Origin of the sequence: Bartonella sp. AP280QHHD, from assembly GCF_042196125.1 — a bacterium.
In the GTDB taxonomy this organism is placed as follows: domain Bacteria; phylum Pseudomonadota; class Alphaproteobacteria; order Rhizobiales; family Rhizobiaceae; genus Bartonella.
Genome location: NZ_JBHIPQ010000050.1, coordinates 115,252 through 130,207, shown reverse-complemented (window position 1 = coordinate 130,207; position 14,956 = coordinate 115,252). Strand labels below are relative to the sequence as shown.

14 protein-coding genes and 2 pseudogenes are annotated in these 14,956 nt (G+C 38.5%); 5 read left to right on the top strand and 11 right to left on the bottom strand.

Annotated elements, in window-relative coordinates; translation table 11 throughout:
- Positions 1-169: 169 nt before the first annotated feature.
- The 4 genes from ACFIMK_RS08655 (at position 170) to ACFIMK_RS08640 (ending at position 3,100) form a co-directional block, all read left to right on the top strand.
- Complete coding sequence (locus tag ACFIMK_RS08655; RefSeq protein WP_375683015.1) at positions 170-1,072, top strand: hypothetical protein; 903 nt, start codon at positions 170-172, stop codon at positions 1,070-1,072.
- The gene (locus ACFIMK_RS08650) at positions 1,069-1,680 is read left to right on the top strand and encodes a hypothetical protein (RefSeq protein ID WP_375638378.1); all 612 of its coding nucleotides are present in this window, start codon (positions 1,069-1,071) and stop codon (positions 1,678-1,680) included. Before ACFIMK_RS08655 ends, ACFIMK_RS08650 begins: the two co-directional genes overlap by 4 nt.
- A gap of 131 nt (positions 1,681-1,811) precedes the next feature.
- Positions 1,812-2,060 (top strand): hypothetical protein, encoded by a 249-nt coding sequence (locus ACFIMK_RS08645; RefSeq protein ID WP_015857131.1) that lies wholly within the window; start codon positions 1,812-1,814, stop codon positions 2,058-2,060.
- 2 nt (positions 2,061-2,062) lie between these two features.
- Complete coding sequence (locus ACFIMK_RS08640) at positions 2,063-3,100, top strand: tyrosine-type recombinase/integrase (protein WP_375638377.1); 1,038 nt, start codon at positions 2,063-2,065, stop codon at positions 3,098-3,100.
- A 52-nt stretch (positions 3,101-3,152) separates the two neighbouring features.
- On the opposite strand, the gene ACFIMK_RS08635 is transcribed toward ACFIMK_RS08640, so the two are convergent.
- The 9 genes and pseudogenes from ACFIMK_RS08635 to ACFIMK_RS08595 all read right to left on the bottom strand — a co-directional run bounded on the left by ACFIMK_RS08635 (position 3,153) and on the right by ACFIMK_RS08595 (position 11,782).
- The gene (locus ACFIMK_RS08635; RefSeq protein WP_183194585.1) at positions 3,153-3,452 is read right to left on the bottom strand and encodes a HigA family addiction module antitoxin; all 300 of its coding nucleotides are present in this window, start codon (positions 3,450-3,452) and stop codon (positions 3,153-3,155) included.
- A gap of 17 nt (positions 3,453-3,469) precedes the next feature.
- Positions 3,470-3,751: a type II toxin-antitoxin system RelE/ParE family toxin gene (locus ACFIMK_RS08630; RefSeq protein ID WP_183194586.1), complete on the bottom strand. Its 282-nt coding sequence runs from the start codon at positions 3,749-3,751 to the stop codon at positions 3,470-3,472.
- A 184-nt stretch (positions 3,752-3,935) separates the two neighbouring features.
- Positions 3,936-5,954 (bottom strand): annotated as a pseudogene (locus ACFIMK_RS08625) (hemagglutinin repeat-containing protein); the annotation flags it as partial.
- 215 nt (positions 5,955-6,169) lie between these two features.
- On the bottom strand, positions 6,170-7,060 hold the full coding sequence (locus tag ACFIMK_RS08620) for an outer membrane protein (protein ID WP_375638376.1): 891 nt from the start codon (positions 7,058-7,060) through the stop codon (positions 6,170-6,172).
- A gap of 181 nt (positions 7,061-7,241) precedes the next feature.
- Positions 7,242-7,820, bottom strand: a complete 579-nt coding sequence (locus ACFIMK_RS08615) for an outer membrane protein (protein WP_375682851.1) — start codon at positions 7,818-7,820, stop codon at positions 7,242-7,244.
- Positions 7,821-7,891: 71 nt separating this feature from the next.
- On the bottom strand, positions 7,892-8,032 hold the full coding sequence (locus ACFIMK_RS08610) for a hypothetical protein (protein WP_375638374.1): 141 nt from the start codon (positions 8,030-8,032) through the stop codon (positions 7,892-7,894).
- 387 nt (positions 8,033-8,419) lie between these two features.
- Positions 8,420-9,256 (bottom strand): porin, encoded by an 837-nt coding sequence (locus ACFIMK_RS08605; protein WP_375638373.1) that lies wholly within the window; start codon positions 9,254-9,256, stop codon positions 8,420-8,422.
- 334 nt (positions 9,257-9,590) lie between these two features.
- Positions 9,591-10,424, bottom strand: coding sequence for an outer membrane protein (locus ACFIMK_RS08600; RefSeq protein ID WP_375621215.1), 834 nt, complete (start codon positions 10,422-10,424; stop codon positions 9,591-9,593).
- Positions 10,425-11,452: 1,028 nt separating this feature from the next.
- On the bottom strand, positions 11,453-11,782 hold the full coding sequence (locus tag ACFIMK_RS08595) for a hypothetical protein (RefSeq protein WP_375638372.1): 330 nt from the start codon (positions 11,780-11,782) through the stop codon (positions 11,453-11,455).
- Between the two features lie 424 nt (positions 11,783-12,206).
- On the opposite strand from ACFIMK_RS08595, the pseudogene ACFIMK_RS08590 reads away from it, so the two are divergent.
- Positions 12,207-12,655: pseudogene (locus ACFIMK_RS08590) on the top strand (integrase); the annotation flags it as partial.
- Positions 12,656-12,903: 248 nt separating this feature from the next.
- Here ACFIMK_RS08590 and ACFIMK_RS08585 read toward each other — a convergent pair.
- Both ACFIMK_RS08585 and ACFIMK_RS08580 read right to left on the bottom strand, forming a co-directional pair.
- The gene (locus ACFIMK_RS08585) at positions 12,904-13,524 is read right to left on the bottom strand and encodes a ribonuclease D (RefSeq protein WP_375632307.1); all 621 of its coding nucleotides are present in this window, start codon (positions 13,522-13,524) and stop codon (positions 12,904-12,906) included.
- Positions 13,517-14,911, bottom strand: coding sequence for a M20/M25/M40 family metallo-hydrolase (locus ACFIMK_RS08580; protein WP_375611787.1), 1,395 nt, complete (start codon positions 14,909-14,911; stop codon positions 13,517-13,519). Before ACFIMK_RS08580 ends, ACFIMK_RS08585 begins: the two co-directional genes overlap by 8 nt.
- Positions 14,912-14,956 lie beyond the last annotated feature (45 nt).

The following is a 14,956-nucleotide window of genomic DNA, read 5'->3' as shown; positions in this document are numbered from 1 at the left end:
AAATCTTTTTAGGGGAAATAGAACAAGAGATGCAAAAGATTTTGGCAAAAGCTGCTTAAACCTATGGGGGTGCTCTCTCCTCCCAGCACTCCCACCCATTCCTAACAACTTTCAACACATGCGTGATTCACGCCACGGGTGGATTGTACGCAAATCAAGGAAATAAACCATGGAAAATAAATATGAACTGACTGATGAAACAACTGAGATTGAAGGTAAAACTCTCCACCGCATTCGTGCCTTACGAGACTTTGGTGGTATTAAAGCAGGCAGCCTAGGTGGTCTTATAGAGCATGAAGGCAACTTATCCCATGAGGGCAATTGTTGGATTTGGTATAAGGCTTGTGTTTTTGGAGATGCACGTGTTTATGGCAATGCACTTGTTTTCGATGAAGCAAAAGTTTCCGATAATGCACATGTTTACGAGAGCGCATGCGTTTACGATGAAGCGCGCGTTTACGGTAGGGCAGAAATTTATGGAGAAGCAAAAGTTTACGGTGATGCAGAAGTTTACGGTAGGGCAGAGGTTTACGGTTGTGCATACGTTTCCGATAAGGCAGAAGTTTATGGCAATGCAAAAATTAAAGACGGACATGTAGGCGATAGTGCAAGGATTTATGGTGATGCTAAAATTTATGACAATGCACACGTTTACGGTGAGGCATGCGTTTCCCATAATGCAGAGGTTTATGGTTATGCCAAGGTTTTTGGTGATGCTAAGGTTTACGAAAATGCACAAGTTTACGGTTATGCACATGTTTACGGCAATTCTCGTATTTATGGCAAAGCAGAAGTTTTCGATGAACCATGCATTTACGGTCATGCAGAAATTTACGGTGATGCATATATTTGCGGTGAACCTAGCGTTTTTGATAATGCAGAAGTTTATGGCAATGCACAAGTTTACGAAGAGCCATACATTTACGATAGGGCGCGTGTTTACGGCAATGCGCAAGTTTACGGTGATGCGCATGTTTACGGTCATGCAAAAATTTACGGTGAAGCATGTGTATGTTGGAACGACTGGATTGATGACGATAAAAGAATCTCAACTAGAGAAAAAAACAGATGAAAAAATACGAGATCACTGATGAAACAATTGTGTTTGATGGCAAAACCCTTCACCGTATTCGTGCTTTAAGGGATTTTGATGATGTTAAAGCAGATGACCTAGGCGGTTTTATACAAAAAGAAGACAATCTAAGTCATGATGGCAATTGCTGGGTAGGCGATGATGCAAAAGTCTATGGTTATGCCAAGGTTTTTGGTGATGCACATGTTTATGGAAACGCTCGTGTGGATGGTCATGCAAGAGTTTATGACAAAGCCAAGGTTTTTGGTGATGCTTATATTGATAACATTGCTGATATTTACGAAAATGCATGTGTTTTTGGTAGTGCATCTGTTACCGGAGAAACTAATATTTTTGGCAATGCGCAGATTTTTGGACATGCTCGTGTTTTTGCCAGTGCACAAATCTACGAGAATGCACAAGTTTCCGGTGGTGCATTTATTAGTGGAAAAGCTGAAATTTATGGAAATGCTAAAATTTATGACAGTTCATTGATTTCCATCAGAGCAAAAGTTGGGGGAAATGCCAAAATCTATGGTTATGCATTTATTCATGGAAACGCAGAGATCATCAATGATGAAATCATCACAACGGGCGAGAGGCAATAATGGAAAAGAAATACGAACTACTATTCTTATAGTATCTCTATAAGCCGTTTCTAACACCGAAAAACCAACTTTTAAACACCAGCGTGATTCACGCCACGAGTGAATTACATCTAAAATGAAGGGGAATAAACATGCCACACCGCCCACCTACTATCACGCAACCAGCTATTGCTCGTGCTTTAAGAGAAGCTAAAAAACAAGGATGTGAACTCATAGAAATCAAACCTACAGGGGAATTATTAATTCATATCAATAAAACCATAACACCAACAACGACAGATAATACTTATAGCATTGACGATTTTCCACCACTTGAAAACGAGCAAGAAGACTACGAGACCAGCAAAAGTTGCCCCTCTGTCGACGGTATAAAGTTTTAGCCATGCCAAAACGCCGTCCACCGCATCTTGTTCGTGAACGTACACGCCATGGTAAAGTTATATGGTATGTACGTATTGGTCATGGACCACGGTTTCGGATTGAAGGAACCTATGGAACGCAAGAGTTTGTTGACAATTATATGCTGGCTATTAAACAAGCGCAAAATGGCTCCTCCAAAACAAAGAGGCGTACCAGACTCACAGAAGGGTCTTTCGATTGGTTGTTGCATCAGTATTTACAAAGCATGCAATGGCATAATCAATCAGAATCTACTAAAAAAGTTAAATATCGAATTCTGAATAATGTTTCTAAACATATCGGTGATCGTGCATATAAAAGCATAAACAAACAACACATTCTTGAAGCCGTAGACAGAAGGCGAGAGACCCCCGCGGCGGCAAAACATTTTTTGACCTCTTTAAACGGTCTCTTTAATTGGGCGGTTGATAATGCCCTTTTAAATAGAAATCCTGCCTTTAATATAAAAGCACCAAAATCTTTAAACAGTGAGGGATTGCTGCCATGGCTAGAAGAGGACATAGACAAATATTATCACCGTTGGTCACATGGTACACATGAACGCGTCTGGATTGATGTTCTTCTTTATACAGGCTTGCGTCGTGGTGATGCCGTTCGTATCGGCTGGAAAGACGTCAAAGATAATATCATTTATCTCAAAACAGAAAAGAGCCAATTTAAAACAGATGTTTTTCTTCCTATTTTACCAGAACTAGAGGAAACCCTTAAAATTGGTCCCATAGGTGATCAAACATTCATTTGTGGTAAAGGTGGAAATAAGCTTGTCAAAGAAAGTTTTGGCAACCTCTTTCGTGAAGCATGTAATGCGGCGGGTATTAAAAAATCAGCGCACGGATTGCAAAAATTAGCAGCAACACGTGCAGCCAATGCTGGTGCGACAGTTTCGCAAATGAAAGCGCTTTTTGGCTGGACAGAAGATAAAATGGCATCTCTTTATACCAAAACAGCCGATAGAAAACGCCTTGCAATAGAAGCCATTAAAAAACTTCAAAAAGGTTAGAGCAACGGGCGGAAGCTAAAAAACTAAAGCCCCGTCAAAATTATAAACGAAATCAAAGCGACGTTTGATGTGCTTCAGAAACCAGAGGAGAAATAGGTGGTTGTGTCTGTTGCATTGTTTGCCATAAATTATAATTTGTTTGCATATCCAGCCAAAATTTCGCTTTACTAAAACCAGCTAGTTCTAATTTCACTGCAAGTTCGGTACTCATAGAGGCATGTCCGTTAATCACTCTTGATAGAGAAGCTCTTGTCATATGGAGATGATTAGCTAACTTTTGTATTGTTATCCCCATTTCGTCTAAGAAAGCTACTTTTAGAACTTCGCCCGGATGTGCGGGGTTATGCATCATTATTTTCGTTCCTTTCATCAATGGTAATCTTGATAATCAACAAGCTCCACATCTGTTCCTATAAAGCGAAAAGTAACACGCCAATTTCCATTCACCCATATAGAATAGTATCCTGTAAGTTCACCTTTAAGAGGATGCATTTTAAAGGCAGGTGCTTTCAACATTTCGGGCGTGGTAGCACTTGTTAAAGCCGTTAAGATAACGCGTAATTTCTTTACGTGATCTGGTCGAATAGCTTTTGTGGAACCTGTTGTATAAAATAATTTTAAGCCCTTATGTCTGAAACTCACAATTGCCATTAGCACCCCTTATCGTATACTATTACTATACGATTTATAAAAATAAGAGTCAAGTAAGATACTGGAAAATCTGATTACATATTTGGATAAAATGATTGAGAATAAGCTATAAAAAAGTTCGGGATAGACATAAAAATAAGTTAATAAAATCAATGGAATTAAAATTCCCTTACCTTTATATAAGTTATTGATTGCATATAAATGTAGCATTCCCACTCTGCTCATCATTTGCATAGACTGGATTGGTACCAGCGATAATATCAGCTCCAACACCATGGATGCTACCTTTGTGGGCTTGCATATTAACAGCGCGTCCTGCTTCTATTGTACCTGTTACCGCGGTAGAAGTCTGAACAGAGGCTTCTGCCTTCTCTGTCTTAAAGCCCACGGTTACGCTAGCAGAAACATCAGCAATATCACGAATAGACTGTTTAAGGTTTCCACCCTTCATCTCATTATAAAGACCTTTGCCTTTGCTATAGAGATCATAGCCTTTTAGACCAGCAATAAGACCATTGCCGATTTTGTGTTTTGTATCGCCATGACCAAAACGTTTGGCTGCCTCCTTTACATCTTTTACTGTACCAAGAATATCCACATTGACAGAGCCTGTCACACCAGCAAAAGACTTTTCATGCTTTTCTTTTGCGATAGAGGTATCATAGCTTTCTGATAGGGTGATATTATTGCCGGCATCAATGTTGACATCACGATCCGCCGAAGCAATGGCTGCTTGTAAATTCACGTCATTGTCAGCAGTAATCTGCACATCTGGGCGTGCCGTGATGTGTGATTGTGTGGAAGTGGTTTCCCATTGATCGCCCGTATCTTTGGCGCTTGCAATTCCAACACCTACAGAAACACCGCTGTTGCTCTTTTCAAACTGAATGCCAAAGCCTGTACGTTCTTCCTTTGAGCTTGAGGAATGGCTATTATGACCAGGTGAAACATTCACATCACGAGCTGCGGTAAGATTAACATTTTCCCCTGCAAGGTCAGAGCCAACAATTTTCACATCTTTTTTCTTGGCAGTGATGTTGATATTGCCATCCGCATTGAGAGAAGAACCTTGATGCTCAAAACTCTCTTCATTTTCTGTCTTTCCCTCACTCCCGTATATCGACACAAAGCCCTTGCCTGATCCCACACCAAAACCTGTTTCATGCTCCTCTGAATGGCTTTTATGGTGATCTGTCATGCCATCAATTGTCACACTTTCTCCGCTCACATTGATATCTTGACCGGAAAGCAGATGAGAAGCAGAAATCTTGGCTTCTCCTTGTGCGTCTAACACGATGTTTCCCGTCGCCCCAAGGATAGAGGAGACCGTTGTGGTATGCGATTGAGATGTATCGGACGATTCCTCATGCAAAAAGCCACTTGATGACGATTGTGCTTGCTGATCCAAGTGTTCTTGGGCGCCTTTGATAGTAATCTTTCCCCCAGAGTGAATGGTAATATCCGCTTGTTTTTGATCTCCCAGTGCTTTCTCTCCTGACGTTTCCTCTGCCTTACCGGCTATGAGCGTCGAGGCGACAACTTCCGTGTTATTTCCTGAGTCAATGGCAATGCCTTCACCCCCTGTTATGCTCGACCCCACAACTTGGCGCACATCCATCTTGTTATGCTCAGATTTGCTGCTACTAAACACCCCACCGTCTTTATGGTACGACATCTCATAATGTAAGCTATCCTCTGCATTATTGATGAGAATATCGTTGCTGGCTTTCAGCCCCACCTTGCCATCAGCCGCAATGGAACTACCTGTGATGCTAAGATCATGCGGTTTGCCATCCTGCCCTGCAATGACAGTGGTGTCACCTCCCGATTTTATCGAAGAGCCAACGGCATGAGAGGCTTGCATATCCACTTTTGTGTTTTTGGTGCGAAGATGATACTCCATCTCATCGTTTCTTACCCCTATTGTTACCTCCCCTTGGGCGCCAAGAGCAACATTGCCCTTGGCATCTATATCGGAAGCAGCCATATGGATATCTTTTCCAGAGAGAACAGTGGTCTCTTTTCCAGAACTTAAATGAGAGCCATTGTGCACGGCGACATGAAAGGTTTGATCCCCGCGATGACTATTGGTACTGTTGCGTGTGGCATCAATCGAAACATTCCTCTCAGCTTGCAAGAGAAGTTTATCCTTTGTTTGAACATCAGAGCCTAAAATATTCAAATCTTTTCCAAAGACATAAGTGAGATTGATGTACTTTGAAAAATATTTATTTAAAAAAAATGTGTGAATACACAACAACAAGTATATTCCGTTTAGGGCGTTCTGTTTTGCATGAGGAGTATGATCCCATTAAAAATGAAGAGATTAAGAGGAATAAAATAGAGAGATAATAAAATAAAGGCCCCGTTAAACGAGGCCTTAGTATTTTTTGTGCTGATAATTTCATTTTTACGAAATTAGAATTTGTAAGCGACACCTACACGGAAGTCATTGGTTTTGTAGTTGAATTCACGTGTATCGTTGGCGAATTTCTTTTTACCAAAATCGGAGTAACGGTATTCAGCACGTAAAAGAACGTTGTCTGTCATTGCAAAGTCAACTCCACCACCAATAGTGAAACCAAGCATTGTCTTCGTGTCATCAGCCCAAGTGCCACCAGTCAAATCTATGGCTTGCTTAGCCCCTGCCTCTGGCACTTTTCCATCCCCGTCAGCTTTCTGCTCAACTTTAGCTCTCTCTCCTTTTCCTGCAACGGATTGAATGCCCTGCACCTGCGCATAGGCAATACCACCAGCAACATAAGGCATAATACGGTCAACAGCAGCAAAACCGATACGGACACGTGTCGCACCAGACCATTTTTCTTTGTAACTGTGCGTTTCTGTTACCTTGTCACCGTTTTCAAACCGTTGCTGACCTTTTAATTCAACCTTAGCTTTTTCAAGGGCATCATTAAAATTTGCTGCATCTTTTTCAGTAAGAGTCAATTCACGGGCTTTTTTTGATTCTTCACGGTCTGCCCAAACTGCATCGGTTTCAACACCGAGAACGAGACCATTTCCGAGGTCTACGTTAGATCCGGCATAAATGCCACCCATGAAACCAGAAGGACTAGGTGTGTTATCTTTTTTGAAAAGTTCTTTGTCTGCTCCTGGAATAGTTACTTTAGTTTTACTCGAAAAGTTGCCAACTTGACCACCAAGATAAAAACCTGTCCAAGAAAACGAAGGGGCTGCTGCGATAACTGCTGGGGCTGTTTCACGAGAGATGATAATATCAGCAGCTTGTGCTGCAGAAACTGAAATTAAAGCGGCAATAGAAGTTGCTATTAAAGATTTTGTATTCATAATTTTGCTCCTAAATTAACTATAAAACGACCTTACAAGATTATAAATAGAAAAGCTGTAGTAAAAATGTCACAATCACACAAATAAACCCCAGAAAACAGCGGTTTTGTAAAAGTCAAGATCTCTTGAAAATTTAACTTTTTATTAATACTTTTTATTCATAATTGCACTTTTGATGAAATTAGAACTTGTAAGCGATACTTACACGAAAGTCATTGGTTGTGTAGCCTAGTTTAAGGTAATCCTTTTTATATTCCTTCTTACCAAAGTCTGAGTACCGGTACTCCGCACGAAGCAGAACATGATCTGTCATCGCGAAATCTATACCACCACCAAGGGTGAAACCCTCCATCGTTTTTATTTTATCAAATACTGTAGCAGAAACTTCTTTACTTGGCTTACCCATTTGCCAATTTTTTTGTTCCTGAAACTTTACCAACACCCTGTATTTGCGCATAAGCAATACCATCAGCCACATAAGGCATAATACTGTCAGCGATGGAAAAACCAACCCGAACCCGTGTTGCACCAGACCATTTTCTTTGAAACCAATGCAATACACTGCTGTGTCACCCTTTTGAAACTTTTCATCTTCATCTAATGTGACACCAGCATCTTTAAATTTATCATTAAAATCATCAATCACAAGAATCTTTGAGACCGTCTTCGTCTCTCCTCGGTCTGCCCAGACTGCATCGGTTTCAACACCTAGAATGAGGACATTTTCAAGATCTATGTTGGAACCTAAAATAAATACCACCTATGAAACCGGAAGACTTAGGTAGTGCATCTTTATCTAAAGTTTTTTCTTTTGTCTCTAAATCAAATACATCAACTTTGACTTGAAAAGTTGCCAACTTGACTACCAAGATAAAAATCTATACAAGAAAATGAAGGGGCTGTGATAACTGCTGGAGCTTTTTCACGAAGAATGATAAAATCAGAAGATTTTGCCACAGAAGCTGCTGCCATAGCGATAACAAAAGTTGTTACTAAAGATTTTATATTCGTAAACTTTGCTCCTCATTTATTTACGAGCACAGTATTATACGACTAAAAAAACGCTGTAGTAAAATGATACAATCATAGGAAACGAAAGTTGACGCAAGATAAAGTCATTTCATAACTTCACGTTTCATAAGAATTTTCATAAGAAATTGTAAGTTACAAGTATGTGTAAATTATTGATTTTATGGCATAATTGTTATCTGTCATTTATAAAAATCTTTTTAAGAAAATCTAAATAATATCTTTTACTCCCCTAATAAATATAGGGTATGTGATAATATAACAACAGAAAAGAATAGAGGCCCTGTCTTTGACAGAGCCTCTTGGAAGTTTATTTCGTTGTTTACGAAATTAGAATTTGTAAGCAACACCTACACGGAAATCATTGGTTTTGTATGCTAATTTATCCCCGTCCTTTACAAATGCTTTTTTACCATAGTCTGAGTAACGATATTCTGCACGCAATAAAACATTGTCTGTCATTGCAAAATCAATACCACCACCTACAGTGAAACCAACCATCGTTTTCGTTTCATCAAACACTTTAGCAGAAGCAATTTCGGCACCATCAGCTGTCGCTGCCTTAAGAGAATCAACCACTTGCAGCTGCGTATAAGCAATACCACCAGCAACATAAGGCATAATGCGATCAACGGCTGCAAAACCAACACGAACGCGTGTTGCACCAGACCATTTTTCTTTTATAGAGGTGCCCTCTACACGTTTGTCAGTCGCCACGATACCAGCAATAGTTTTTCCTGTAGCAGGTGTAGCTTTCGCTGCTATAAGCTCATCTTTGAAAGCATCAAGGCCAATTGCTCCAATGACTGCTGAATGCGCTTTTGAATCTTCGCGGTCAGCCCAGACTGCATCGGTTTCAACACCTAGAATGAGGCCATTACCAAGATCTACGTTGGAACCTACATAAATACCACCCATGAAACCGGAAGGCTTAGGTGTCCAGTCTTTATCTGTAATTTTCTTTTTTGTTTCTGAATCAACTACATCAACTTTACCTGAAAAGTTACCAACTTGACCACCGATATAAAAGCCTGTCCAAGAAAATGAAGGGGCTGCTGCGATGACTGCTGGGGCTGTTTCACGAGGGATGATAACATCAGCAGCTTGCGCTGCAGAAGCTGCTGCTATAGCGATAACAGAAGTTGTTACTAAAGATTTTATATTCATAAACTTTGCTCCTAATTTATTTATGAGCACAGTGCTACAAGATTACAGAAAGAAAAGCTGTAGTAAAAATGATACAGTCACAGAAAATGGAGGGCACATCCCAGACAAAATCGCTTCATAGCTTGATTTTGTACGAGAAACCTAAAGATATATATATAAATAACTTATTGGTTTTTAAATGTAATTCTTGTTTATTGTCTATGATTTTTTTAAGAAAACCTGAATAATATCTTTTCACATCCACAATAAATTATGTATTGTGTGATAATATGGCAACAGAAAATAACAGAGGCTCTGTCAAAGACAGAGCCTCTGTTATTTAACTTATCATCTGTTAAAATTTGTAAGCAACACCAACACGGAAATCATTGGTTTTGTAAGAAGTCTCATATTTATCATTTGAGAATTTCTTTTTCCCAAAATCTGAGTAACGATATTCCGCACGTACAATAATATTATTGGTCATTGCTAAATCAACACCAGCACCAAGGGTGTAACCAACAAGGGTCTTTGTTTCATCAGACAGAGTACCAGAAGCGATTACTTTGTCTGAATCTTTATCTGTTATTGAAATCAACGCACTATCTTGAAGCTGTGTATAAGCGATACCACCAGCAACATAAGGCATAATGCGTTCAGCTGCAAAACCAATACGCACGCGCGTTGCACCAGCCCACTTTTCTTTAAAAGTGAAACTGTGGGTTCGTTTAGCACCAGGTTTAAGCGCATCTTTACCAATATTAATTGCAGCGTCTTTTAATACCTTGTTAATATAATTGATGTGTTCTGGGGCAATGACATATGTTTTTCCTGTCTTCGTGTCATCTTTATTAGACCACATGATATCTGTATCAACACCTAGAATAAGGCCATTACCAAGATCAACGTTGGAACCTGCATAAAGCCCCCCCATGAAACCAGATAGTTTAGGCAAAAGGTCATCAGGCGCTGGAATCTTGTTTCCATTACTGAGAATATCCATTTTCGTTTTACCCGAAAAACCACCAATCTGGCCCCCAACATAAAAACCTGTCCAAGAAAAAGTTGGAGCAACAATAACGGGAGCAACAGGTGTTGGTCTTGGGGGAACAATAACATCTGCTGCTTGTGCTGCTGAAGCTGAAACAAAAGCGAAAGCAGAAGCTGTTATTAACCATTTCATATTCATATTTTCTCTCCATAGCTGAATATTTATTTGAACACACCGTTTCATATAGAGCACCATCTTCAGATATCTGTAGCAAAAATGATACACTTATAAAAAAAACAAAAAGCCAATCAAAGTACCCTTAATTGCTTGATCTGTAATAAATGAGAATAAAACTATGCCCATGCACAAATGGTCTCTTTTCCTCACGTTTTCTCTCCTTTATCATTTTGATAAAAAAACTGCGTCACAGTACCCTCCGTGTAAAGCGTGTGCTATTGACATAAAAATATAATATATTGATTTATAATGAAAAAATATCTTTTATATTAATTCGTCTGCAATATTGACGATGCTCTTATCTTAAGCTTTTTTATATTAAAGAAACCAAAACCATCCCTCTGCACCTCACAAACAAGCAAGTGTGTGAATAAATAAAACTATTTAAAAGCTAAAATGCTTCCTATTAATACTCTCAATATTGTAATAGTGAAGACCGTTACAATATTGAGGGCAGCTAAATCTAACTGTTCCATTTAAATTCATACAAACAACGTTTTTAGCTTCATCCTTCGCATAACCAAATGTGAATAGCACTTTGATTATTTTTTCATCATTGTAAAGAACGCTTGTAGCGCACATGAAAAAGATCTCCACTACCCTATGGACTGCAACAAGATTACATGCAATTTCATCACGCTTGCTCTTTGTTTTTATTTAGGCATTTATTCCTTTTTGACATATTTACCATTTTTTTCTTCTCTCAACCTTATAGTAAAGTCTTTTTCAGAGATTCAGCCTTATTTGTAGGCTATCATTTCATACTCCTTTACAAGACGAAATTGAAAAAAATACCTAAAGACAGACAACCGGTATGATAAACATTAAAACTTATATAGAAATCTCCTTAAAGCTGAAAAAATGAGAAATCTTTCTGAAAGTTTTCAACCCACCCCTTGCTTTAAAAATCATGAATTTGGCAGAAAAAATATCCCTCTTTTTCAACTTCAAAGCATATATTATACTTCTTGATGTTGTTTTTTCACTTTTTAAAAACTCATTGGACCTCGTGCAAATAGGTTTGGCCGTCCTTTTTTCCCTAGTCTTCTTTTAGGATAATGATCTCTTTTTTTACCAGAATGTAACACAGGTACTAACTTAGCTGCTGTTATGCTTTCGCTGTTATTTGTGCAAGAAAGTTCTATCTGAAAAACTTCAGATAATAACTTGCGAAGCTGTTCACCAGTAAAAAAACCTATTGGAGGAACAGCCGAAGATGCTCTCTGTATAAGGTTTTGAGACGCTAAAAAACTTGCACCTTGAGCCATAGAGATTGAAGCAAAAGTAGCAAAAGCTGTAATAAAATATTTTATGTTCATAAATTTAACCTCATCAAATATTCATAATGGATTTTATCTAGTGCCTTCATTGCAAATTTCCAGAAAAAATAGCATGTTTATAGATAAAAAGTGAGAATCTTTAAAAATAAAGCTTTGGAGCATTTTAATTTTAAAATAAAAGAAAATTGCCCTGCTCTGCCAACATAGAAATTACTTATTGAGTAATAAATAAAGGCACGAAGTATCGTCTGAAAATAATAAACTATACGAACTTCATATAATATACTGATTTATAATGATAATTTATCGTTATTCATATTGACTGAGAATTCTAAATACCATAAGATTCTCTCATTCCAAATCTTTTTCATGTTGAATCAATCAAAACCATTTGTTTGCACGTTACAAGTTGGGAGAGCTGTGTGGATAAAAAACACTAAAAAAAAGACTAAAAATGCCTCTTATGAACCGTCTCAAGTGCTAAAGACTTACACAACATTGGGAATTGGCACAGTTGTGTGGATGGTAGCGGCTTGTTACTCCATAAGCATAAAGATGGTAGTGTTCAATAGATTTTATATTGGTATTGGAAGCTTTATTGTTATATCTTTTATGAGCGCCACCGTAAAATGAACTTGGGTGTCGGTTTCTTTACAAAAAGCACATGAATTAGCAACACAAATATATTCCGTTTAGAGCGTTCTGTTTTACACGAAGAACGTAAATCCATTAAAAACATGAGAAACAAAAGTATGGGGCAATGCGTAATCTCTATTATTTAACAGACATTGCTTTAAATACTTTTGAAAGTCGTAAAGCAGAATTAAAAATGATGGTAAAGATGAGATTGGTTTTTTACATTTACACATTCATATTCTCCTCCAATTAGGCTGTATACCGGTTTCAGAGATTTAAGTCTTCCAACCTACCGTATGTTTCCAGCCTCTCCTCAAAATTGCTTTGTTTCAAATAAAAGCTGTTACAAAAATAAAAAATATGAATTCGCAAAAGTACTTTTATTGCCTAAACTTCAAATGAAATAGCACTTAAGAATTTATTATAATTCTTATCAGAAAAGATGAGAGGATAAACGCCCATAATGTACAAGCATTTTATCCTCTCACATCAATAATTAACTCCATTAAAAGCCAATTTTAAAGTTAGCTATGCGCAAAAATATCAACTTCCGCCCATCCTAAAAGATCAAGCCTAGCTCTCATAGGCAAAAATTGAAAGCATGCCTTGGCAACATTTTCTCGCTCTTCACGTCTTAAACGTTCTTCAAATATAACCTTTAAACGATGTAAATATAACACATCCGACGCAGCATATTCAATTTGTGCCTGTGATAACGTTTCTGCCGCCCAATCCGAAGATTGTTGCTGTTTAGAAATATTCACATTCAGCAATTCATTACAAATTTCTTTCAAGCCATGACGATCCGTATAAGTGCGCGTGAGTTTCGAAGCAATCTTTGTACAAAAAATAGCCTCTGGCATAACACCAAATGTATGCGCTAAAATAGCAAGATCAAAACGCCCAAAATGAAATATTTTGGTTATTGCGTTATCCTCAAGCAATTTTATCAAATTTGGTGCACTCTTTTGTTCTTTAGCAATCTGAATAACGTCAGCAGTACCATCTCCAGAAGAAAGCTGAACAACGCATAAACGATCACGATAGGGTTGTAATCCTAAAGTCTCGGTATCAATCGCAATGGCATCAGTTTTATAATTGTCTAAGTTTGGTAAATCACCTTGATGAACGCGAATCTCAGCCATTTACCCTCCTACTTGCTAAAGCAGCAAGAATACGCGCCCAAGACCGCTGCCCCTTATGAAACGATTTTAAATTATATTTTTCATTAGGAGAATGAATACGGTCATCAGCCAGTCCAAAACCAACCAAAAGAGTTTCCATACCAAGAATTGACCGAAAATCTGCTACAATTGGGATCGAGCCCCCCATGGCTGTCAAAACAGCAGGCACTTCCCACTCTTGTGATAAAGCATCCTTCGCCTCCTTGATAAAAGATGAATCATCAGAAATCTGAAGTGCCGGAGAAGAACCGTGATTCTTAAATTCAACCTTACAATCAGCAGGAATTGAGCTACGTACATAATCACGCAACGCTTGGCGTATTTTCTCTGGATCTTGCTTATGCACCAAACGACACGATACTTTTGCACTCGCTTGAGAAGCAATAACCGTTTTCATCCCTTCCCCTTCATAGCCGCCACTAATACCATTAATTTCCATGGTAGGACGTGCCCATACAAGCTCTAAAATGCTCCGCCCTTTTTCACCAGCTGGAACGGAAAGTCCTATAGGACCAAGAAAATTTTCAGCAGTACAATTAAGTGCATTCCATGATTGTAAAATTTGTGGAGGTGTTTCTTCTACGCCATCATAAAAACCAGGAAGTGTTGCCCTATTATTTTCATCGTGAAGTCCTGCTAAGATTTTCGTTAAAATACGAATGGGGTTAGCTGCTACTCCTCCAAAATAACCAGAATGTAAATCACGATTCGCTGCTGTGATAATAATCTCTTCTGCCATAATTCCCCGAAGAGAAAGAGCAATAGATGGTGTATCCGCATCCCACATTGACGTGTCACAAACCAATGCATAATCTGCCTTAAGTTCATCTGTATTTGCTTTTAAAAAAGGAATAAGGGAAGGAGAAGCACATTCTTCTTCTCCCTCAAATAAAACAGTAACTTTAATAGGAAGCTGCCCTGTTTCTTTCTTAAATGCACGACATGCTTCAATAAAAGTCATCAACTGACCTTTGTCATCTGAAGCTCCACGAGCACAAATAACTTTCTCTCCATCTCTCTCTTTTAAAGAAGGTGTAAATGGATCATCCTCCCATAAACTCAATGGATCAACAGGTTGAACATCATAATGTCCGTAAAACAGCACATGCAAACAATCATCTGAAGGTCCAGGATGATGCCCAACAACCATTGGATGCCCCGGCGTATCACGGCGTGAAGCCTCAAAACCGATGCTTTTTAAATCCTCCACTAACCAATCAGCTGCTTTACGACATGCATCCTTGTAAGCCGAGTCTGTAGAAATCGATTGAAAACGTAAAAGAGAAAAAAGGCGTTCAAGGCTCTTCTCTATATTTCCATCAAGATGTGTTAGTACTTTATTCAGCATAAAAAAAACCTTTCAAGCCTTGTGTAATTATATTATAGATGCGAT